Annotated in this window: 14 protein-coding genes and 1 pseudogene; 1 reads left to right on the top strand and 14 read right to left on the bottom strand. The window is 68.6% G+C overall.

Annotated features, from left to right (window positions below; all coding sequences use genetic code 11):
• The first annotated feature begins 58 nt into the window (after nucleotides 1-58).
• Nucleotides 59-1,072, top strand: coding sequence for a UDP-glucose 4-epimerase GalE (galE, locus tag ABTW64_RS04170; RefSeq protein WP_350619481.1), 1,014 nt, complete (start codon nucleotides 59-61; stop codon nucleotides 1,070-1,072).
• Here galE and ABTW64_RS04175 read toward each other — a convergent pair.
• The 14 genes and pseudogenes from ABTW64_RS04175 to ABTW64_RS04240 form a co-directional block, all read right to left on the bottom strand.
• Nucleotides 1,069-3,117 carry an acyltransferase family protein gene (locus tag ABTW64_RS04175; protein ID WP_350619483.1) on the bottom strand — a complete coding sequence of 683 codons (2,049 nt, stop codon included), beginning with the start codon at nucleotides 3,115-3,117 and terminating at the stop codon, nucleotides 1,069-1,071. The two genes, galE and ABTW64_RS04175, sit on opposite strands and share 4 nt — an antisense overlap.
• A gap of 257 nt (nucleotides 3,118-3,374) precedes the next feature.
• A pseudogene (locus tag ABTW64_RS15325) lies at nucleotides 3,375-3,495 on the bottom strand (DapH/DapD/GlmU-related protein); the annotation flags it as partial.
• Between the two features lie 399 nt (nucleotides 3,496-3,894).
• Entirely contained in the window at nucleotides 3,895-5,934 is a 2,040-nt protein-coding gene (locus tag ABTW64_RS04185; RefSeq protein WP_350619487.1) for an acyltransferase family protein, read from the bottom strand.
• Between the two features lie 75 nt (nucleotides 5,935-6,009).
• Nucleotides 6,010-6,645, bottom strand: a complete 636-nt coding sequence (locus ABTW64_RS04190) for a VanZ family protein (RefSeq protein ID WP_350619489.1) — start codon at nucleotides 6,643-6,645, stop codon at nucleotides 6,010-6,012.
• 148 nt (nucleotides 6,646-6,793) lie between these two features.
• Nucleotides 6,794-7,987 (bottom strand): elongation factor Tu, encoded by a 1,194-nt coding sequence (tuf, locus tag ABTW64_RS04195; RefSeq protein ID WP_350619491.1) that lies wholly within the window; start codon nucleotides 7,985-7,987, stop codon nucleotides 6,794-6,796.
• A 196-nt stretch (nucleotides 7,988-8,183) separates the two neighbouring features.
• Complete coding sequence (gene fusA / locus ABTW64_RS04200) at nucleotides 8,184-10,298, bottom strand: elongation factor G (protein ID WP_350619493.1); 2,115 nt, start codon at nucleotides 10,296-10,298, stop codon at nucleotides 8,184-8,186.
• Nucleotides 10,299-10,427: 129 nt separating this feature from the next.
• The gene (gene rpsG / locus ABTW64_RS04205; protein WP_350619495.1) at nucleotides 10,428-10,901 is read right to left on the bottom strand and encodes a 30S ribosomal protein S7; all 474 of its coding nucleotides are present in this window, start codon (nucleotides 10,899-10,901) and stop codon (nucleotides 10,428-10,430) included.
• Between the two features lie 5 nt (nucleotides 10,902-10,906).
• Nucleotides 10,907-11,275: a 30S ribosomal protein S12 gene (rpsL, locus tag ABTW64_RS04210; RefSeq protein ID WP_018171438.1), complete on the bottom strand. Its 369-nt coding sequence runs from the start codon at nucleotides 11,273-11,275 to the stop codon at nucleotides 10,907-10,909.
• A gap of 301 nt (nucleotides 11,276-11,576) precedes the next feature.
• Nucleotides 11,577-12,233: a spermidine/putrescine ABC transporter substrate-binding protein gene (locus ABTW64_RS04215; RefSeq protein ID WP_350619499.1), complete on the bottom strand. Its 657-nt coding sequence runs from the start codon at nucleotides 12,231-12,233 to the stop codon at nucleotides 11,577-11,579.
• A gap of 58 nt (nucleotides 12,234-12,291) precedes the next feature.
• Nucleotides 12,292-12,888, bottom strand: coding sequence for a DUF6121 family protein (locus ABTW64_RS04220; RefSeq protein WP_502892298.1), 597 nt, complete (start codon nucleotides 12,886-12,888; stop codon nucleotides 12,292-12,294).
• Entirely contained in the window at nucleotides 12,792-13,961 is a 1,170-nt protein-coding gene (locus tag ABTW64_RS04225) for an ABC transporter (protein ID WP_350619503.1), read from the bottom strand. Before ABTW64_RS04225 ends, ABTW64_RS04220 begins: the two co-directional genes overlap by 97 nt.
• Before the next feature lie 169 nt (nucleotides 13,962-14,130).
• Nucleotides 14,131-18,006, bottom strand: a complete 3,876-nt coding sequence (locus ABTW64_RS04230; RefSeq protein ID WP_350619505.1) for a DNA-directed RNA polymerase subunit beta' — start codon at nucleotides 18,004-18,006, stop codon at nucleotides 14,131-14,133.
• Between the two features lie 39 nt (nucleotides 18,007-18,045).
• Nucleotides 18,046-21,537: a DNA-directed RNA polymerase subunit beta gene (rpoB, locus tag ABTW64_RS04235; RefSeq protein ID WP_350619507.1), complete on the bottom strand. Its 3,492-nt coding sequence runs from the start codon at nucleotides 21,535-21,537 to the stop codon at nucleotides 18,046-18,048.
• Nucleotides 21,538-21,810: 273 nt separating this feature from the next.
• Nucleotides 21,811-22,983 carry a benzoate/H(+) symporter BenE family transporter gene (locus ABTW64_RS04240; RefSeq protein ID WP_350619509.1) on the bottom strand — a complete coding sequence of 391 codons (1,173 nt, stop codon included), beginning with the start codon at nucleotides 22,981-22,983 and terminating at the stop codon, nucleotides 21,811-21,813.
• Nucleotides 22,984-23,018: the final 35 nt, after the last annotated feature.

The raw sequence follows: 23,018 nt of genomic DNA on the forward strand, positions 1-23,018 counted from the left end.
TCCTGGGCACGCCCGGCGCCCGTCAGTCGTGCGAAGACCTCCTTGTATGCTGTGGCCCATGCGTGTGCTACTGACCGGAGGGGCCGGTTTCATCGGCACACACACCGCTCTCGAGCTGATCGCCGCGGGCCACGAGCCGATCATCCTGGACGATCTCTCCAATGCCGACCGCGATGCCGTCGCCCGAACCGAGTCGCTCGCCGGGGCATCCATTCCCTTCTATGAGGCGGACGCCCGGTCGGAGGTCGAGGTGCGCCGGGTGCTCCAGGCGCACGCTCCCGTGGACGCCGTCATCCATCTCGCGAGCCTGAAGTCGGTCTCCGAATCCACGTCGGATCCCCTCCGTTACTACGACGTGAATCTGGCCTCCGCCGTGTCGGTGCTCAAGGCGATGCTCTCGACCGGTGTCAGCACCTTCGTCCTGTCCAGCTCGGCGACGGTCTACGGGCTCCCCGAGCAGCTGCCCGTGACCGAGGAGACGCCGACCACACTCGCCCTGTCGAACCCGTACGGCAAGACCAAGCGCGTCATCGAGGAGATCCTCGCCGACGTCGTCACGGCGAACCCCGCGTTCCGCGCCATCAGCCTGCGCTACTTCAATCCCGTGGGCGCACACCCGTCGGGGCTGATCGGCGAGGATCCGCTCGGAGCCCCGACGAACCTCATGCCGATCGTGGTCGATGCGGCCGCCGGCCGCCTCGACGCTGTGAACGTCTACGGCGACGACTACGACACCGCCGACGGCACCGGCGTTCGCGACTACATCCACGTGATGGATCTCGCGCGTGGCCACGTGAAGGCGATCGAGAACTCGGGATCCGGTTATGAGGTGTTCAACCTCGGCACGGGCCGGCCGGTGAGCGTTCTGGAGCTGCTGGACGCCTTCGAGAAGACGAACGGCGTCGAGGTCCGCCGCGTCATCCGCGAACGTCGTCCTGGCGACGTCGCCGCGTCCTACGCCGACCCGACGAAGGCCAACCGCCAGCTCGGATGGGTTGCCGAGCGCTCCATCGCCGACGCGTGCGCGGACGCCTGGCACCGGGAGCTGCTGCGCTCCACGGTCTCCTCTTAGTCGCGCAGCCCAGGCAGCGCCTCGAGCTCGTCTCTCAGCCACGGCGCGAGCGTGCGCGAGAACGTCGTCGTCAAGTGCGTGTCGTCGAAGTACACCACGGCCCCGCCGATGAGCGCGTGACAGGTGCCGTCCGCGCAGAGGATGTCCCAGAGGTCGATCACCGGTACACCCGCGGTGATCGCCGCATCGACCAGCCAGTCGTCGGTCGGCGGACGCCAGGCGCAGGGGTCAGCGGCTGAGGAAGCCTCCGCGCAGGCGGGCGCCTTCGGACCGAAGTCGCTGATCGGCCACTCGTTCTCGGTGCCCGGGGCGGGGCGCACCGCCACGACGGTCTTGCCCGCTGCCTTCAGCGCACTCAGGCGCTGCACCGCGAGCGGATAGTTGTACTGAGCGCTGTGCTGGTAGGAGCGCGCCGTCACGATCACAGTGTCGATGCCGGGGTCACCGAGAACCTCCTCGTGCAGCCGAGCGCCCCACTCCTCGCACGCTCGGTGGCTCTCGGACGAGACCGCCTCGGGCACACCGCCCATGAAGCTCGAGCACCCGGACCGGGTACGGGCCTCAGCCGCCCACCCCGCCTCCTGGGCGACCTGCAGCAGCGGATCGGTCAGATGATCCGCATGCGAGTCACCGATGAGGAGCACGCGATGATCCGCGACGTCCGGCGCGGCCAGCACGCAGTCTCGCTGGTTCCTCTCCGCCACGCGCTCCGAGACGCATCGATCTGTCCCGATCACGCCCGTCACGGTGAACTTGTCCTCAGCGGCGACATCCGGGCGTACGCCCTCGCTGAGCGCGTACGGGTCATCGCAGTCGTTCAGGATCGCGTACGCGCCGAAGCAGCCTTCGCGGTCATCGATCTGCGCCTCGATGCCCTGTAGATACGCCTCCGTGTCCGCCCGCTGCACGTGGATGGGGATCACCGCGACAGCGACGATCAGCAACATGCCCCCTGCGGTGGCCGCGAATGTCGGGAGCCGAAGCCTGAGAACCCCCGGCGCCCGGCGGATCGGATCCTCGACGAACCGCTTCGTGAGCCATGCCAGGAGCACGGTAAAGGCGCCGATGGCGACAGCCCACTTCCATCCTGGCGCCCGCCCTTGCAGCGCTGTGAAGACGATGATGAGGGGCCAGTGCCACAGGTATGCGGAATACGAGATGTCGCCGAGGAACTGCGCAGGCCCGGCGTGGGAGACGTACTGCGGCGTCCGAGGGTCGGCGGTGTCCCCCATCCAGAGCAGCGCTGCCGTGCCGAGCACCGGAACGAGAGCGATCCACCCCGGGAACGGCGTCGCGGCGTCGAACGAGAACGCGCTGCCCACGATCGCGGCGAGCGCCGCCCAGCCCGCAATGGCATGCCAGCCTCGACGCAGTCGCAGCGCCGGCGCGAGCGCCACGAGCCCTCCGGCCGCGAACTCCCAGGCCCGCGTCGTCGTGACGAAGTAGGCGGAGGCCTGAGACCGCGCGGTTTCCGAGATCGAGAAGGCGAGGGACGAGGCGAAGACCAGCGCCAATGCGCACAGGATCGCGGTGCGGGCCGACATCCGGGACGCCTTCGCCGCGGCCCACACTGCGACCAGGATCAGCACCGGCCACACGATGTAGAACTGCTCTTCCACCGACAGCGACCAGTAGTGCTGCGCGATCGACGGCTCGTTGTGCGCGGCGAGATAGTCGACACTGTTGCCCGCGAGGTTCCAGTTCACGACGTAGAGCGCCGCGAAGACGAGCTCCCAGAGATTCTGCTCGACCACCGAGCCGGGCAGCAGCAGGAGCACCGCGAGAGCCGAGACTCCCAGCACGAGAAGGGCGGCCGGCAGGAGCCGTCGAGCTCGCCGAGCCCAGAACTCCGTCAGCCGCACGGTGCCGGTGCGTTCCACCTCGCGCAGCAGGTGCGCGGTGATGAGGTACCCGGAGATCACGAAGAACACGTCGACGCCGATGTAGCCGCCCTGCAGGAGAGCGGGCGACAGGTGGAAGATCACCACGAGCGCGACCGCGAGCGCCCGGAGTCCCTGGATGTCCAGGCGCAGAGATGACGGCACGGGCAACGAGTCTATGGGAGCGGGCGAGAGCCCCACGATCGTGTCCGAGTGCACACGCACATCGGTGTGCACTCAGCGGGCCGCGGCAGGAAGCCCCTTCAGCCGCGCGATCCCCGCGGCCACGTCGTCCGTCTGGAAGGCGTCCAGACGGGCGCGCAGCTCGCTCGTCGGCAGATCCCACCACGCCAGTGCGTCGATCTGAGCCGCGACCTCGGCCGGGAACCGGTCGCGCAGTTTGCGCGCCGGCACACCGGCCACGACCGTGTACGGCTCGACATCCGAGGTCACGACGCTGCCGGCGCCGATCACGGCCCCATTGCCGATGGTGACACCCGGCATGATGATCGCCTGTGTCCCGATCCACACGTCATGGCCGATGCGGACGCGTTCGACATCCTGCTTGCGCGCGCCGGGCGCGATGCCGAGCGAGGGGACGTACGGGAAGGCGTGCGTGGTGATGTGCGTCATCGGGTGCGAGATCGCCCCGATCGTCACGTCCCATGAGATGGAGCAGAACGACCCGATATCGGCGAAGGCGAGCTTCGCGAAGCGGCCGACCGACGTGTAACGCCCGATCGTGCATGACCGGACCGACGCGTGGTGGGCGACTCGACTGTCGCGCGCGAGCCGGGCCGAATCCAGCGTGGTCGATCGCCAGCTGACGACCGCTCCGCCACGACGGGCACGCGCGACCTCAAGAAGATTCCTCCACATGCGCTGTTTCTCTCCTGCGTCGGCGGCCCCGGCGACGTCAGTCCGGGCAGTTCTCGTGCGATCCTATCGAGCCGCGGCGAACGCACTCTCCAGCTCGCGCTGCAACCAGGGCGCCAGCGTACGGGCGAACGTGGTCGTGAGGTGGTTGTCGTCGAAGTAGACGATCGTACCCCCGATGATGGAATGACATCCCGCGTCGTCGCAGAGGACTTCCCACGGGTCCACGACATCGGCGTCGACCGACCGCGCGGCCTCGAGCAGCCAGTCTTCGATTGCCGGCGGATCCCATGCGCACGCATCGTCACCGCCCGTGCGTGCGACGCATTGCGGCACTGACTCGGCCGAGTGTGACAGCGGCCATTCGTTCAGCGCCCCCGGAACATCGCGGATCACCACGACGCGCTTACCCGCGTCGATGAGAGCGCTCAGCCGCTCCTCCGCGAGCGCACGATGGTGGATCGCTGGGTAGAGGAACGTGCGAGCGGCCACGATGACGACATCGATGTCTTCGGCGGCGAGCACCGCTTCATAGACCTCGTCCCCCCAGGGCACGCACCCCTGCCGCGCCGGGTCCCTGCCCGCCTCGGGCGACATGAACCCCGAGCAGCCGGATCGGGTACGCATCTCCAACGACCATCCGCGGTCAGAGGCGACCGCGTCGAGCGCGGTGGCGAGGTGCTCTGCGTGCGAGTCGCCGAGGAGCACCGCGCGCGCACTCGAGTCGGAGTCACCGAGCGCGCATGTCGTTTCGAGCTGGGTCGCCACCCGCCGTTCATCGCACCGGGCCGAGTCTGCGAGCACGCCCGTCTCGCGGAACCGGTCCTCCTGCGCGACCGTCGCGTTGACCGTTCCGGTCCTCGCGTAGGGGTCGTCGCAGTCGTTCAGCACGGCATACGCACCGAAGCAGCCGTCCTCGTCGTCGATCAGCGTCTGGGCCTCGGCGATGACGTCGGCGTTCTGGGCTCGGGCGGCCTCTGCGGGCAGGACGGTCACGGCCGAGACCACGGCGATACCCGCCGCCATGAAAGCGAACGTCGGGAGTCGCCGGCTCATCCACCGCCGCGGCGTGCTGCGCACCGGATCCTCGACCAGCTGCTTCGTCGCGATGGCCAGCGCGACCGACGCCGCGCCGATGACGAGGGCCCACTTCCACCCAGGCGCTCGCCCCGCGAGCGCGGTGAATCCCACGATCAGCGGCCAGTGCCATAGGTAGATCGCGTACGACGTGTCGCCGATGAGCTGGACCGGCGCCGCCTTCGCAAGGTACTGCGGCGCCCAGGTCGAGTCGCTGTCGCCCGCCCAGAGCAAGGTGGCGGTCGCGAGCACCGGGACCAGCGCGATCCAGCCTGGGAACGCGGTGTTCTCGTCGAAGAGCACGGCCGATCCCACGATCGCCCCCGCGGCCGCCCAGCTGAGCAGCGCGTGCGACCTGCCGGCCCGCAGCACCCCCGACGGCAGGAGGGCGACGAGCCCGCCCGCCGCGAACTCCCACGCGCGCGTCGGCGTGACGAAATATGCAGACGGCTGAGCCACCCCCGTGGCATACACCGAGAACGTGAACGACGCCGCGAGCACGACGAGGAGCATGACCGTGATCGCTCGCCGGTCCCGCCCCCTTCCGGCCTTGGTGGCGGCCCACAGTGCGGCGATGACCAGCAGCGGCCACACGAGATAGAACTGCTCCTCCACCGACAGCGACCAGTAGTGCTGTACGAGCGACGGGTCGTTGCTCTCGGCGAGGTAGTCGACGGAGTTGGCTGCGAGCCCCCAGTTGAGGACGTACACCGCAGCGAGCGCGATCTCGCTCAGGTTCTGCAGCAGGACGGTACGCGGAAGCAGGAACAGCGCTGCGAGCGCCGACACGATCAGAACGAGGAATGCCGCCGGCAGCAGGCGACGCACGCGCCGCGCCCAGAACTCGGTAACGCGCACGGTTCCCGTGCGCTCGACCTCTCGCAGCAGATGGGCAGTGATCAGAAAGCCGCTGATGACGAAGAAGACGTCCACGCCGATGTAGCCACCGGGCAGAGCGGCGGGTGCGAGGTGGAAGACGACGACCAGCGCCACGGCGAGGGCGCGCAGGCCCTGGATGTCGAGACGCACGACTTCCAGCTTAGGATGCGGCGCTCCTCCGCCCGGAACGCCGCCGCCGCGCCCCGCTTGGGCGAGCGCCGCGTGTCAGCGCGAGATCGGCAGCTTGAGCGTCGGCGCCTCGCCGCGGGGATCCGTCCAGAACCCCGGCTCGAGCATCTGCGTCACGAGATCGGGCGGCTCGGGCTGGTTGCGGGCGGCGAGCTCGCGGCGTGCGCGCACGTACGCGGCGTTGCGCTCCCAGATCTCGCGCTCGATCACCGTCTGATCCCGCTTGTAGATCAGCGCGCGCATGACCATCGCGAACAGCAGGCCCAGGTAGCCGCCGATGGTGTTGGCCGCCAGGTCGGTGAGCGTGGAGACCCGGCTCTCGAGGGCAAGCCCCTGGGTCACCTCGATGAAGCCCGAGAACCCCGGCAGCAGGATGGCCGCCACCCACCAGCCCCCACGGGGCAGAGCGAGCCCCAGGAGGAACCCCAGCGGCACGAACATGCCGACGTTCGCCGTGAACTCGAGCTCGGCGTAGTCGAAGCGCTCCGGCACGCCGAAGCGGTGCAGCACCCGCAGCACGCGCTCGGAGATGCCGCCGAACTCCAGCTGGCTGGGGTTCGGCCACATCGTCACGAGCAGGACGAACGCCGTGTAGATCAGCAGCAGAAGGGTCGTGATCCACAGTCGCGCGTGGCTTCGCGGCGGCGGCGGTCCCAGCGTGATGTCGCTCATGACTGCTCCTCGGGTCGGCCGGTCGGTTCTCGCGCGACGGCGGGCGAGGTGCCCCGATCCTACCCAGCCGCCCTGGGAGCCCCGGACAACGACGAAGCGGGCCGGATCCGAAGATCCGGCCCGCTCCTGAAGCAGGTTCTGGAAGAACTTACTTGATGATCTTGGTCACCGTGCCGGCGCCGACGGTGCGGCCACCCTCACGGATCGCGAAGCCGAGGCCCTCCTCCATGGCGATGGGCTGGATGAGCTCCACCGTCATGTCCGTGGTGTCACCGGGCATGACCATCTCGGTGCCCTCGGGCAGCGTGATGACGCCGGTCACATCCGTGGTGCGGAAGTAGAACTGCGGGCGGTAGTTCGTGTAGAAGGGGTTGTGACGGCCACCCTCGTCCTTCGACAGGATGTACGCGGTGCCCTCGAAGTTGGTGTGAGGGGTAACCGAACCCGGCTTCACGACGACCTGGCCGCGCTCGACGTCCTCGCGCTTCAGACCACGGAGCAGGAGACCGCAGTTCTCGCCGGCCCACGCCTCGTCGAGCTGCTTGTGGAACATCTCGATACCCGTGACCGTGGTCTTCTGCGTCGGGCGGATGCCGACGATCTCGACCTCGGAGTTGATGGCGAGCGTGCCACGCTCGGCGCGGCCCGTGACGACGGTGCCACGACCGGTGATCGTGAAGACGTCCTCGATCGGCATCAGGAACGGCTTGTCGCGGTCACGCACCGGGTCCGGGATCGACTCGTCGACGGCGTTCATGAGCTCGACGATCTTCTCGGCCCACTCGGCGTCGCCCTCGAGAGCCTTCAGGCCCGAGACGCGGACGACCGGAGCGTCGTCGCCGGGGAAGCCCTGCGACGAGAGCAGCTCGCGAACCTCGAGCTCGACGAGCTCCAGGATCTCCTCGTCGTCGACCATGTCGGCCTTGTTCAGCGCGACGAGCAGGTAGGGAACGCCGACCTGCTTGGCGAGCAGCACGTGCTCACGCGTCTGGGCCATCGGGCCGTCGGTCGCGGCGACCACGAGGATCGCGCCGTCCATCTGGGCGGCACCCGTGATCATGTTCTTGATGTAGTCGGCGTGACCCGGGGCGTCGACGTGAGCGTAGTGGCGCTTCGGCGTCTCGTACTCGACGTGCGAGATGTTGATCGTGATACCGCGCTGACGCTCCTCCGGAGCCGAGTCGATCGACGAGAAGTCGCGCACGACGTTGACGTCCGACGGGTACTTGTCGGCGAGCACCTTCGAGATCGCCGCGGTGAGCGTCGTCTTGCCGTGGTCGACGTGACCGATCGTTCCGATGTTCACGTGCGGCTTGGTGCGCTCGAACTTGGCCTTAGCCACTGGGTCCTCCTCAGGACGATTCATGGATCATCACCGGGCGCTGGATTGCGACCGGTTCTGTCCGGGGATGGTTCTCAGTCTAGTAGAGAGTCGATATGAAGTTTTCGACCCGGTTGCCGCTCGAGCGACACCGGACGTTCCGGGGTGGGGACCGCACTGAGGGCGGCCCCCACCGAGCCCATTCGGGCCGGGCGGATTACTCGCCCTTGCCCTTCTGGATGATCTCGTCGGCCACAGCCTTCGGGACCTCGGAGTAGCTGTCGAACTCCATCGAGTAGACAGCGCGGCCCGACGTCTTCGAACGCAGGTCGCCGATGTAGCCGAACATGCTCGACAGCGGGACGAGGGCCTTGATGACCTTCACGCCCTGCGCGTCCTCCATCGACTGCATCTGGCCACGACGCGAGTTCAGGTCGCCGATGACGTCGCCCATGTACTCCTCGGGAGTACGCACCTCGACCGCCATGAGCGGCTCGAGGATGACGGGGTTCGCCTTGCGGACGGCCTCCTTGAAGCCCATCGAACCGGCGATCTTGAACGCCATCTCCGACGAGTCGACGTCGTGCGAGGCGCCGTCGACGAGGGTCGCCTTGACGCCCACCATCGGGTAGCCGGCGAGGACACCCGTGTTCATCGCGTCCTGGAAGCCCTGGTTCGTCGGCTCGATGTACTCGCGCGGGATGCGGCCACCGGTGACCTCGTTGACGAACTCGTAGGTCTTGTCGGCGGTCACCTCGAGCGGCTCCAGCTTGAACTGGATCTTCGCGAACTGACCCGAACCACCGGTCTGCTTCTTGTGCGTGTAGTCGTGACGCTCGACGGCCTTGCGGATCGTCTCGCGGTACGCCACCTGCGGCTTGCCGACGTTCGCCTCGACCTTGAACTCGCGCTTCATGCGGTCCACGAGGATGTCGAGGTGCAGCTCACCCATGCCCTTGACGACCGTCTGGCCGGTCTCGGCGTTGTTCTCGACGCGGAACGTCGGGTCCTCTTCGGCGAGCTTCTGGATCGCGAGACCCAGCTTCTCCTGGTCGGCCTTCGTCTTGGGCTCGATGGCGACCTCGATGACGGGCTCGGGGAACGTCATCGACTCGAGCACGACCTGGTTGGCCGCGTCCGACAGCGTGTCACCCGTGGTCGTGTCCTTGAGGCCGATGACCGCGTAGATGTGACCCGCGGTGACCGAGTCGACCGGGTTCTCCTTGTTGGCGTGCATCTGGAAGATCTTTCCGATGCGCTCCTTCTTGCCCTTGGTCGAGTTGACGACCTGCTCGCCCGAGTTGAGCGAGCCCGAGTACACGCGGATGTACGTCAGACGACCGAAGAAGGGGTGCGAGACGACCTTGAAGGCCAGCGCGGCGAAGGGCTCAGCGGCGTCGGCGTGACGCTCGATGATCTTCTCCTCGTCCTTCGGGTCGTGGGCCTCGATGGCCGGCACGTCGAGGGGCGACGGCAGGTAGTCGACGACCGCGTCGAGCATCGGCTGCACACCGCGGTTCTTGAACGCCGAGCCGCAGAGCACCGGGTAGACCTCGCTCGCGATGGTGAGCTTGCGGATCGCGCCCTTGATCTCGGCGACCGTCAGCTCCTCGCCGCCGAAGTACTTCTCGAGCAGCGCCTCGTCGCTCTCGGCGACCGTCTCGAGCAGCTTCTCGCGGTACTCGGCCGCCTTGTCGGCCAGGTCGGCCGGGATCTCGGTGACGTCGTACTTGGCGCCCATGGTCACGTCGCCCTTGGCGTCGCCGGGCCACACCAGCGCGCGCATCTCGACGAGGTCGATGACGCCCACGAAGTCGTTCTCCGCGCCGATCGGCAGCTGGATCACGAGCGGCTTGGCCTTCAGGCGGCCCACGATCGTGTCGACCGTGAAGTAGAAGTCGGCGCCCAGCTTGTCCATCTTGTTGACGAAGCAGATGCGGGGCACGTTGTACTTGTCGGCCTGACGCCACACCGTCTCGGACTGGGGCTCGACGCCCTCCTTGCCGTCGAACACGGCGACGGCGCCGTCGAGCACGCGGAGCGAGCGCTCCACCTCGACGGTGAAGTCGACGTGACCGGGGGTGTCGATGATGTTGATCTGGTTCTTGTCCCAGAAGCACGTCACAGCAGCGGACGTGATCGTGATGCCACGCTCCTGCTCCTGCTCCATCCAGTCGGTCGTCGCGCCACCGTCGTGCGTCTCGCCGATCTTGTGGTTCACACCCGTGTAGAACAGGATGCGCTCGGTCGTCGTGGTCTTACCGGCATCGATGTGCGCCATGATGCCGATGTTGCGGACCTTCTTGAGGTCGGTGAGCACTTCCTGTGCCACTTGCGGTTCCTAACGTGTGGTGTGGAGTAGAGCTGTGGGCGCCGGGCCCGGATGGCGGATGCCGTCATCCGGGCCCGGCAGGTCGCATCCGCGAGGGGATGCGGGTGCTGATCACCAGCGGTGCGGTGTTTACCAGCGGTAGTGCGCGAAGGCCTTGTTCGACTCGGCCATCTTGTGGGTGTCCTCACGGCGCTTGACCGCGGCACCCAGGCCGTTCGAGGCGTCCAGGATCTCGTTCATCAGACGCTCGGTCATCGTCTTCTCACGACGGCCCTTGGCGTAGCTGACGAGCCAGCGCAGCGCCAGCGTGTTGGCGCGGTGCGGCTTGACCTCGACCGGCACCTGGTAGGTCGAGCCACCGACGCGGCGGCTGCGGACCTCGAGGGTCGGACGGACGTTGTCGAGCGCCTTCTTGAGCGTGGCGACGGCGTCCTGGTCGGACTTCTTGGCGGCGACGCCCTCGAGCGCGCCGTAGACGATGCGCTCGGCGATCGACTTCTTGCCGTCGACGAGGATCTTGTTGACGAGCTGCGTGACGATCGGCGCGCCGTAGACCGGGTCGTTGACGACCGGACGCTTCGGGGCGGGTCCCTTACGAGGCATCTGACTCAGCCCTTCTTCGCGCCGTAGCGGCTGCGAGCCTGCTTACGGTTCTTGACAGCCTGGGTGTCGAGCGCACCGCGGACGATCTTGTAGCGGACACCGGGGAGGTCCTTCACACGACCACCGCGGACGAGCACGAGCGAGTGCTCCTGCAGGTTGTGGCCCTCGCCGGGGATGTAGGCGGTGACCTCGGTGCCGTTGCGGAGCTTCACACGGGCGACCTTGCGCATGGCCGAGTTCGGCTTCTTGGGCGTGGTCGTGTACACGCGGGTGCAGACACCCGCCTGCTGCGGGTTCGCCTTAAGGGCGGGCGCCTTGGTCTTCGAGACCTTGGGCGACCGGCCCTTGCGAACCAGCTGCTGAATAGTAGGCACTGGTTGCTTTCTCCTTGTAGTGCTGCACGGTGACAGCGGTGGAATCCCCCGCACCGCGACGTGTTGCTCGGTGTTGCGCTGCGGGTTTCACGTAGACCCACCCGGGCGCCAGAATGTGTCGCACGTTTGATGTGGTGGGTATGCCGTGGGGGTGACCTGTTCGCAGGTCGGTCCCTTGTGTGTCGAGTCCGGCGCACGCAAGCGGGCGCGCGAATACGCACACCGAATCATCATAGCGCATCGGGCGCGTCGCGGCGTGTCGTGCCGGGATCCGGGCCGGGCGGGTGCAAGCCGCCTCGTCTCAGAAGCCGGCGCCCTCGTTGGGGTCGAACGGGGCGTCGAGCGCCTCCGACAGCTCGGCCAGCAGCGCGGCGACCTGCGGCTCGACGTACTCCACGATCGCCGCGTGGATGCGCAGCCGGTGGTGCAGCAGGATGCCGCACAGCTCGCGTCCCACGAGGTTGGCGTACTCGTCGGCCAGCGCCACCTCGCGGCGCAGCGCGGCCTTCGCCTCCTCCGACAGCGGCGGCAGGCTCGGCACCTGGGCATCCTCGGCGCTCGCGAGGCCCGAGAGCGTGAACAGGAAAGGGGCGCCCGGCACCGGCTCGGGGTCGAGGGGCAGGCCCTCGTACTCGGGGTCGAGCCCCTCGGCGGGCCGGTAGCTGCGCGCGCGATTGCGCGCGGCCTGCTGGTCGAGCTCGGCCTGCAGCAGCGGCAGGTTGCTCGCGGTGTAGTCGGCCACGGCGTGGTCGACGATGGTCTTCATGCGCGTCGACAGTCCGTGCTGCACGCCGTGGGGCACATCCGATCCGAGACCGGCGGCCGACAGCACCGGCGAACCCAGGCAGCGGCGACACGGCGCCACGCGCCCGCGGTGGGTCGCCGGCTCCCAGCGGGGCACCCAGCGCAGCCAGGCGTCCACCGCCTGGCTGACCTGCGTCTCGAGCGAGCGCTCCACGGCTCCAGCGTAGGGCGCATGGGGGCCGAGGGAAGGGTTTGAACGCGCCCCGATGCGCTTATTCGTCCTCGTCCTCGCGCTCCCACGGCCACTGGGGGCGGTGTGCGGAGGTGCGGCGCACGGCGACGGCGCCCCATCCTGTGACGGCGGCGGCCAGCGCCACGACCGCCGACGTCCAGCTGGTGGCGGCCTCGCCGACGGCCGCGGTGGCTGTCGCGACGTCGGCGCCGAAGACGAGCGCCAGGATCCACAGCGCGCCCAGATGCGCGAGCGCCGCGCCGAGGGCCACACCCAGGACCGACGGATACCCCGGGCGATCCACGCGGATCACGGCCCACAGCGTGCCCGCGAACACCAGCGCCGAGGCGGCGACCGCGAGCGGGCCGGGCACCGGCCCGAGACCCGGCGTCGAGATCACGTCACGGTCCGTGAAGAGGCTCAGCATGCCCATGCCGAACACCACGAGCGCGACATCGGCCGCGACCGCGAACGCCAGGAGCGCCGCGGGAGGAAACCTCCCGGGCGCTCCCGGCTGCGTCTGCGTGTTCGCGGCGGACCTCAGCTCAGCTGCGGGCCGGCTTCGAGCGTGCGCTCGTACTCGGCCTGGGCCTCGGCGTTGCGCTCGGTCACGCGCGCGCCGCGGCGGGCGACCCACGCACCGAACCAGATCGTGATCTCGCGGCCGAACACGAACGCGGCGATCGCGAGGGGCGACAGCAGCTGCTCCCCCACGAGGCGCATGCCGTCGCTCCGCGTGATCTGCCAGAACGGCGCGTCGACGAGAGCGCCCAGGATGTGCCCGGCGTACGCGATCAGGCCGACGAACACGCCCAGCAGCACCCACGCCGCCCAGCGTGCGCGGTTGACGATCGCGCCGAGCAGCCAGAAGCCGAGGAAGAAGACGACCACGGTCGTCCAGAAGCCCGGCGACGCGACCGCCTGCAGCGACGCGTCGGCGAGGTTGGCGAGCGTGACCTCGCCGTTCAGCGCGCGGACCGCGAGCGTGGCGGCGAAATACAGCACCGCGAAGACGAGGGCGGCCAGCAGCCCGATCAGTCCGGCCGCGCCGCGGTTGCCGCGCATGCGCGGCGGCTCCGGCGCCTGCACGAACACGGGCAGCTGCGCGGGCGGGGCGGACGGGGTCGCCGACGTCTCCGGTGCGATCGGCTCGCTCGCGGTGATCCGGGGCTCAGCGGCCGGCGCGTCGTACGCGTCGCTCGCCGTGAAGGTCTGGGTCTTATCGGCCGGCTCGAACCAGGGATCCGACCTCTTCTCAGGGTCGGACGAGCGGGTCGTGACGGTGGTGCTCGCACCGCGGCTCTCGAGCTCGTCGAGGTCGGCCGCGAGGGCCGCGTAGTCGGGCTCCTCGGCCGGAGGCGCCGGGGGCTCCTCGACCGGCGCCTCGTCGTCGGAGGCGGGGCGGCTCACGGGGGCGGCGCCGGACGGCGTGGCCACGACCTCGTTCTCGCCGGTGCCGGCGCGCGCCTCGCGCCGCGTGGCGGGGACGTCGTTCGCGTCGGTCGCGGCGCCATCCTGCGGGGTGGTCATCGGGGCATCCTGCGGGGCTGCATCCTGACGAGGCGCGTCCGCAGCGGCATCCTGCGCGGCGGCATCCTGCGGAGCGACGTCCGGGTTCCCGACGGCTCCGAGGTTCTCGTCGTCGTAGCGCCCGCCGCTGCGGGGCGCGCCATCCGTTCCCTGGGCGCTCGTTCCCTGGGCGTCACTCATCCGAAGCACTCCTCACCGGTAGGGGACTCTCCCCCGCCCGCCGAGGGTACCCCGCACCCCCGCCCCGCTCGCGGAGCCTCGCCGCGATGTCGGCTCCTCGCCGTCCGCAAGCCCGCGGGAACGACGAAGGGCCCCGGCCGAAGCCGGGGCCCTCCTCACGGATTCACGCTCAGTTGTAGGTGCCGGGCGTGAAGTCGTCGGTCGAGAACGCGTCGAAGTCGACGTAGCCGAAGTCGCCGTCCGCGAAGGCGCCGTCCGACGCGAAGATGCGGTTGGGGTACCGCTCGCTCTTCGCCTCCTCCGTCGCCTCGACCGTGACGTTGCGGTACTTCGCAAGGCCCGTGCCGGCGGGGATCAGCTTTCCGATGATCACGTTCTCCTTGAGGCCGACGAGCGGGTCGCGCTTGCCCTGCATGGCGGCCTCGGTGAGGACGCGCGTCGTCTCCTGGAACGAGGCGGCCGACAGCCACGACTCCGTCGCGAGCGACGCCTTCGTGATACCCATCAGCTCCGGGCGACCCGACGCGGGGCGCTTGCCCTCGGCCACGGCCGCACGGTTGATGTCCTGGTAGCGACGCAGGTCGACCATCTCGCCCGGGAGCAGGTCGGTCTCACCGTGGTCGACCACGGTGACCTTACGCAGCATCTGACGGACGATGACCTCGATGTGCTTGTCGTGGATCGGCACACCCTGCGAGCGGTACACGCCCTGCACGCCGCCGACGAGGTACTTCTGCACCTCGCGGGCACCCTGCACGCGCATGATCTCCTTCGGGTCGAGCGTGCCGACCTGGAGGGGCTGACCGACCTCGACGTGCTGGCCGTCCTCGACGAGGAGCGTCGCACGCTTCAGCACCGGGTAGACCACCGGCTCATCGCCGCTGTCGGGCGTGATGATGACCTTCTTGGCCTTGTCGGTCTCATCGATCGTGACGCGGCCGGCGGCCTCGGCGATCGGCGAGGCGCCCTTGGGGGTGCGGGCCTCGAACAGCTCCTGCACGCGGGGCAGACCCTGCGTGATGTCGTCGGCCGAGGCCGAACCACCGGTGTGGAACGTGCGCATGGTCAGCTGCGTGCCGGGCTCACCGATCGACTGGGCCGCGATGATGCCCACGGCCTCGCCGATGTCGACGAGCTTGCCGGTCGCGAGCGAACGGCCGTAGCAGTTCGCGCAGACGCCGACCGCCGAGTCGCAGGTCAGCACCGAGCGGACCTTGATCGACTCGACACCCGCCTCGACCAGCTTGTCGATGAGCACGTCGCCCACGTCGGAGCCGGCCGGAGCCAGGACGGTGCCGTCCTCGGCCACCACGTCGACCGCGAGGGTGCGGGCGAACACGGCGTTCTCGACGTTCGCGTCCTTGACCAGCGTGCCGGTCGAGTCGAACGCGGCGATCGGGTACTCGAGGCCCTTCGACGTGCCGCAGTCCTCCTCGCGGATGATGACATCCTGCGAGACGTCCACCAGACGACGCGTGAGGTAGCCCGAGTCGGCCGTACGGAGGGCCGTGTCGGCCAGGCCCTTGCGGGCACCGTGCGTCGCGATGAAGTACTCCGCCACCGACAGACCCTCGCGGTACGAGGAGATGATCGGACGGGGGATGATCTCACCCTTCGGGTTGTTCACCAGGCCTCGCATACCCGCGATGTTGCGGATCTGCAGCCAGTTACCACGCGCACCCGACGACACCATGCGGTTGATGGTGTTGTCCTCGGGGAAGTTGGCGCGCATCTCCTTCTGGACCTCGTCGGTCGCCTCGGTCCAGATCTTGATGAGCTCCTGACGACGCTCGGCGTCGGTCGTGAGGCCCTTCTCGTACTGCGAGGTGACCTTCGCGGCCTGCTGCTCGTACTTCGCGATGATCTCGCCCTTGTTGGCGGGCGTGATGACGTCGCTCAGCGAGACCGTGACACCCGAGCGGGTGGCCCAGTAGTAGCCGGCGTCCTTGACCCGGTCGAGCGTCGCCGCCGTCTCGGTCTTGGGGTACTCCTCGGCCAGCTTGTTGACGATCTGCGAGAGCTTGCCCTTGTCGGCCTGCTCGCGCACGAAGGGGTAGCCCTTCGGCAGCTGGTCGTTGAAGATCGCCTGGCCGAGCGAGGTGTCCACGAGGCCGTGGCGCTCGTAGCCCTCGGGCGCCTGGCCCTCGAGGAACGTCAGACCCGGGATGCGGATGCGCACCTTGGCCTGCAGGTCGAGGGTGCCCTCGTCCTTGGCCAGCGTGGCCTCCGCGACCGAGCCGAACACGCGGCCCTCGCCCTTGGCGCCGTCCTTCAGCGTCGTCAGGTGGTGCAGACCGATGATCATGTCCTGCGCGGGCAGGGTCACCGGACGGCCGTCCGACGGCTTCAGGATGTTGTTCGACGCGAGCATCAGGATGCGCGCCTCGGCCTGGGCCTCCACCGACAGCGGCAGGTGCACGGCCATCTGGTCGCCGTCGAAGTCGGCGTTGAACGCCGCGCAGACGAGCGGGTGCAGCTGGATGGCCTTGCCCTCCACGAGCTGCGGCTCGAACGCCTGGATGCCCAGACGGTGCAGCGTGGGGGCGCGGTTGAGCAGAACCGGACGCTCGCGGATGATCTCCTCGAGCACGTCCCAGACCTCGGGACGCGTGCGCTCGACCGAGCGCTTGGCGGCCTTGATGTTCTGCGAGTGACCGAGGTCGATCAGGCGCTTGATGACGAACGGCTTGAAGAGCTCCAGGGCCATCTGCTTGGGCAGACCGCACTGGTGCAGCTTCAGCTGCGGGCCGACCACGATGACCGAACGGCCCGAGTAGTCGACGCGCTTGCCGAGCAGGTTCTGACGGAAGCGACCCTGCTTGCCCTTGAGCATGTCGCTCAGCGACTTCAGGGCGCGGTTGCCGGTGCCGGTGACGGGACGACCGCGACGGCCGTTGTCGAACAGCGCGTCGACGGCCTCCTGCAGCATGCGCTTCTCGTTGTTCACGATGATCTCGGGAGCACCGAGGTCGATGAGGCGACGCAGGCGGTTGTTGCGGTTGATCACGCGACGGTACAGGTCGTTCAGGTCGCTGGTGGCGAAGCGGCCACCGTCGAGCTGGACCATCGGGCGCAGCTCCGGCGGGATGACCGGGACCACGTCCAGGACCATCGCGGCCGGCGACATGCCCGTCTGCAGGAACGAGTTGACGACCTTCAGGCGCTTGATCGCACGGATCTTGCGCTGGCCCTTGCCCTCGGCGATCTGCAGGCGCAGCGACTCGGCCTCGGCGGCCAGGTCGAACTCGGCCAGGCGACGCTGGATCGCCTCGGCGCCCATGTGGGCCTCGAAGTACTGGCCGAAGCGGTCCTGCAGCTCCTGGAAGACGTCGTCCTCCGCCTTGAGCTGGCCCACCTCGAGCGAGCGGAACTCGTCCCACATGCGCTCGAGCTTGGCGACCTGCTCGTCGGCCCGCTTGCGGATCGTCGCCATCTCCTTCTCGGCGGCGTCCTTGACCTTCTTCTTCTGGTCGGCCTTGGCGTCCTCGGCCTCGAGAGCGGCGAGCTCCTCCTCCAGCTTCTGGAGGCGGGCGGCGATGCGCGAGTCGCGACGGTCGCCGATGTTCTTGATCTCGAGACGCAGGTTGTTCTCGTGTGTCGGCATGTCGCGGTGACGCGCATCCTCGTCCACGGAGATCACCATGTAGGCGGCGAAGTAGATGACCTTCTCGAGGTCCTTCGGCGCCATGTCGAGCAGGTAGCCCAGGCGCGAGGGAACGCCCTTGAAGTACCAGATGTGCGTGACGGGCGCGGCGAGCTCGATGTGGCCCATGCGCTCGCGACGGACCGAGCTCTTGGTGACCTCGACACCGCAGCGCTCGCAGACGATGCCCTTGAAGCGCACGCGCTTGTACTTGCCGCAGGCGCACTCCCAGTCGCGCGAGGGGCCGAAGATCTGCTCACCGAACAGACCGTCCTTCTCGGGCTTCAGGGTGCGGTAGTTGATGGTCTCGGGCTTCTTGACCTCACCGAAGGACCAGCGACGGATGTCGTCGGCGGTGGCCAGGCCGATGCGAAGCTCATCGAAAGTGGTTGCGTCGAGCAATTGATGTCTCCTGTTTGGAAATCTCTGTATCGGCCGGGCTTAGATCTCGTCGATCGAGGCGGACTCGAAGCGGCTCGAGATGTTGATGCCGAGCTCCTCCGCCGCGCGGAAGGCCTCGTCGTCGGTGTCGCGGAGGTTCACAGCCGTGCCGTCGGCCGAGAGCACCTCGACGTTCAGGCAGAGCGACTGCATCTCCTTCATGAGCACCTTGAACGACTCGGGGATGCCGGGCTCGGGGATGTTCTCGCCCTTGACGATCGCCTCGTACACCTTGACGCGGCCGAGGATGTCGTCCGACTTGACGGTCAGGAGCTCCTGCAGCGCGTACGCCGCACCGTAGGCCTCGAGGGCCCACACCTCCATCTCGCCGAAGCGCTGGCCACCGAACTGCGCCTTACCACCGAGCGGCTGCTGGGTGATCATCGAGTAGGGACCCGTCGAGCGCGCGTGGATCTTGTCGTCCACGAGGTGGTGCAGCTTCAGGATGTACATGTAGCCGACCGAGATCGGGAACGGGAACGGCTCACCCGAGCGGCCGTCGAACAGCTGGGTCTTGCCCGTGCTGTCGATGAGGCGGTCGCCGTCGCGGTTCGGGAGCGTCGAGTCGAGCAGACCCGCGAGCTCCGCCTCCGCGGCGCCGTCGAACACCGGGGTGGCGACCTTGGTGCGCGGAGCGGCCTCGCGAGCCGCCTCGGGCAGCTGGGCGGCCCACTCCGGGTAGCCCTCGATCTTCCAGCCCTGCGAGGCGATCCATCCGAGGTGCAGCTCGAGCACCTGGCCGAAGTTCATTCGACCGGGAACGCCGAGCGGGTTCAGGATGATGTCGACCGGCGTGCCGTCCGCGAGGAACGGCATGTCCTCGACGGGCAGGATCTTCGAGATGACGCCCTTGTTGCCGTGGCGGCCGGCGAGCTTGTCGCCCTCGGTGATCTTGCGCTTCTGGGCGATGTAGACCACGACGCGGCGGTTGACGCCCGAGCCGAGCTCGTCGTCGCCCTCCTCGGCGTTGAACTCCTTGACCGCGATGACCGTGCCCTGCTCGCCGTGAGGCACCTTGAGCGACGTGTCGCGCACCTCGCGGCTCTTCTCGTTGAAGATCGCGCGGAGCAGGCGCTCCTCGGCCGACAGCTCGGTCTCGCCCTTCGGCGTGACCTTGCCGACGAGGATGTCGCCGGGACGCACCTCGGCGCCGATGCGGATGATGCCGCGCTCGTCGAGGTCCTTCAGCAGCTCGGGGCTGACGTTGGGGAGGTCACGCGTGATCTCCTCCTTGCCGAGCTTGGTGTCGCGGGCGTCGACCTCGTACTCCTCGATGTGGATCGAGGTGAGGGTGTCGTCCTTCACCAGGTTCTGGCTCAGGATGATGGCGTCCTCGTAGTTGTAGCCCTCCCAGTTCATGAAGGCCACGAGCAGGTTCTTGCCGAGGGCGAGCTCGCCGTTCTCGGTGGCGGGGCCATCCGCGATGACCTCGCCGACCTCGACGCGGTCGCCCGCGTCGACGATCACGCGCTGGTTGTAGTTGTTGCCCTGGTTCGAGCGGTCGAACTTGCGCAGGAAGAAGTCCTGCGTGCCGCCCTCGTCGAGCTGCAGGCGCACGTAGTCGGCCGAGACCTCGGCCACCACGCCGGCCTTGTCGGCGACGATCGTGTCACCGGCGTCGATGGCGGCGTAGTTCTCCATGCCGGTGCCGACGAACGGCGACTCCGAGCGGAGCAGCGGCACGGCCTGACGCTGCATGTTCGCACCCATGAGGGCGCGGTTGGCGTCGTCGTGCTCGAGGAACGGGATCAGCGACGTGCCGACCGACACCATCTGGCGCGGCGAGACGTCCATGTAGCCGATCTCGTCGGCGGGGACCAGGTCGACCTCGCCGCCGACCTGACGCGCGAGCACGCGGTCGTCGGCGAACGTGCCGTCGGCGTTGAGCTTCGCGTTCGCCTGGGCGACGACGAAGGCCTCCTCCTCGGCGGCGGTCAGGTAGTCGATGTCGTTCGTGACCTTGCCGTCGACCACGCGACGGTAGGGGGTCTCGATGAAGCCGAACGAGTTGATCCGCGCGAACGAGGCGAGCGAGCCGATCAGACCGATGTTCGGGCCTTCCGGCGTCTCGATCGGGCACATGCGGCCGTAGTGCGACGGGTGGACGTCGCGGACCTCGACGCCGGCGCGCTCACGCGACAGACCGCCGGGGCCCAGCGCCGACAGGCGGCGCTTGTGGGTCAGGCCCGCGAGCGGGTTGTTCTGGTCCATGAACTGCGACAGCTGCGACGTGCCGAAGAACTCCTTGATCGCGGCCACGACGGGGCGCACGTTGATCAGGGTCTGCGGCGTGATCGCCTCGATGTCCTGCGTGGTCATGCGCTCGCGGACGACGCGCTCCATGCGCGACAGACCGGTGCGGACCTGGTTCTGGATGAGCTCGCCGACCGCGCGGATGCGACGGTTGCCGAAGTTGTCGATGTCGTCGACCGAGAGGCGCAGCTCAGCCGGCTGGCCGTTGCGGATGCCCTCGAACGTCTCGTCGCCGCGGTGCAGGCGGACGAGGTACTTGATCGTCGCGACGATGTCGTCGACCGTCAGCACCGAGTCGGTCAGCGGGCGGTCGATGCCGAGCTTCTGGTTGATCTTGTAGCGACCCACCTTGGCCAGGTCGTAGCGCTTCGGGTTGAAGTAGAAGTTGTCGAGCAGCGCACGGGCGGCCTCGGCGGCCACCTGCTCGCCCGGACGCAGCTTGCGGTAGATGTCGCGGAGCGCGTCCTCCTTGGTGAGGATCGTGTCCTTCGCGAGGGTCTCCTCGATCGACTCGATGCCCGCGAACTCGGCGAGGATGTCCTCGCTCGACAGGCCGAGGGCCTTCAGGAAGACCGTGACCGACTGCTTGCGCTTGCGGTCGATGCGCACGCCGACCTGGTCGCGCTTGTCGATCTCGAACTCGAGCCACGCGCCGCGGCTCGGGATGACGCGGGCCGACACGATGTCCTTGTCGGACGTCTTGTCGGGGGTCTTGTCGAAGTAGACGCCGGGCGAGCGCACGAGCTGCGACACCACGACACGCTCGGTGCCGTTGATGATGAACGTGCCCTTGTCGGTCTGCAGCGGGAAGTCGCCCATGAACACCGTCTGGGTCTTGATCTCACCCGTCTGGTGGTTCATGAACTCGGCCTCGACGTAGAGCGGGGCCGCGTAGGTCTTGCCGCGGTCCTTGCACTCCTCGATCGAGTACTTCTCCGGCTCGAGGTAGGGGTTGGTGAACGAGAGCTGCATCGTCTCGCTCAGGTCTTCGATCGGCGAGATCTCCTCGAAGATCTCCTCCAGACCGCTCCGCTCGGGCACGTCGGTGCGACCGGCGGCCTTGGCCTCGGCGACGCGGGCCTTCCAGGCGTCGTTGCCGACGAGCCAGTCGAACGACTCGGTCTGCAGCGCCAGCAGGTCGGGCACCGTGAGCGTGTCGGAGATCTTGGCGAACGAGAGGCGGGAAGCTCCGCGACCGTTCTTGGGGGTGGTGGTGGATGCGTTGGGCGCAGCAGCCAAGGGGATAACCTCCATGAGCCCGGGCGGGGCCATAAGTTCCTTGTCGACAGGTGAGGTGCGCCGAGGATCAGTCCCGTGTGCTCCGACCCGCGCCGCTATCTGCGGGGATCGAGAGCGCCAGCCGACCACCATATGAAGGCATAGGGGTGTCCAAGGAGCGCAAAGACCTACTGTACGCGCTCCGACACGCGTTGTCCAGCGGTTCCTTGACGAAGGGTTGAACCTCGGGTATAAACCCAGGCTCCGCAGCCTCGGGCGGTCGGGATCGCGGCGTCAGCGGCGGCGCAGCAGGGCGTGCGCGATCAGGCCCGCCAGCAGGGCCCAGAAGGCCGCGCCGATGCCCAGCATCGTGACACCGCTCGCGGCGACCACGAACGTGATGACCGCCGGGATGCGGCCATGGTCGTCGGCCATCGCCGCACGCAGCGACGACGCCAGCGTCGGCAGCAGCGCCAGGCCTGCCACGGCCGCCAGCACGCCGGGCGCCGCCCCCACGAGCGTGGTCAGGGCCGTCGAGACGGCGGCCAGCACGAGGTAGACGAGCGCCGAGACGCGCACGGCACGCCAGCGCTGTGCGGCGTCGGGATGCGAGTCGGGCGATGCGGCGAGCGCGGCGGTGATGGCCGCCAGGTTGATCGCGTGGCCGCCGAACGGCGCCCCCGCGATGGTGCCGACGCCGGTGACCACCATGCTCTCTCGCCACGGCACGCGGTAGCCGTACGAGGCGAGCACGGCCGATCCGGGAACGTTCTGCGATGCCATCGTGACGACGTACAGCGGCAGCGCGATGCCGACGGCGGCCTGCCAGCCGAACGCCGGCAGCACGGGCTCGAGCATCGGCAGCACGGGGCCGTCGACGCCGCCGCCCGCCGCGGCCTCCACACCGAGCACGAGCAGTCCCGCCGCGAACGCCGCGGGAGAGGCCCACGTGGGCGCGAACCGGATGAGCACGAGCCAGACGAGCACGATCGGCAGGATGGCCAGCGGCTGCTCCACGAGGGCGCGCACCGGTGCGAGGCACAGTCCGACCAGCACGCCGGCGAGCATCGCCTGCGCGATCGGCCCCGGGATCGCGCCCACGAGCCGCGCGAGCGCGGGCCACAGCCCCGTCAGCACGATGAGCGCACCGGCGATCGCGAAGGCACCCACCGCGGCGGGCCATCCCCCCTCCGGCACTGCGCCCGCCGCCAGGAGCGCCGCGCCCGGCGTCGACCACGCCAGCACCACCGGGAGCCGCGTGCGCTGCGCGAGCCACAGCATGCCGAGCGCCTGCGTGAGGCACAGGGCCACGAGGCCGGATGCCGCCTGGCCGGGCGTCGCACCCGCGGCCTGCAGACCGGCCAGCACGACGGCCGACGAGCTCGCAAACCCGACCAGCGCCGTGGTGACTCCTGCCAGGGCGACCCGTCCGCGATCCACCCGTTCAGCGTATTGGCCCGAGCGCATCCGCCCGCCCCGGCGAGAATCCACGCCCGCGCCGA

The sequence above is a fragment of the Microbacterium sp. NPDC096154 genome, assembly GCF_040302945.1.
Lineage (GTDB): Bacteria > Actinomycetota > Actinomycetes > Actinomycetales > Microbacteriaceae > Microbacterium.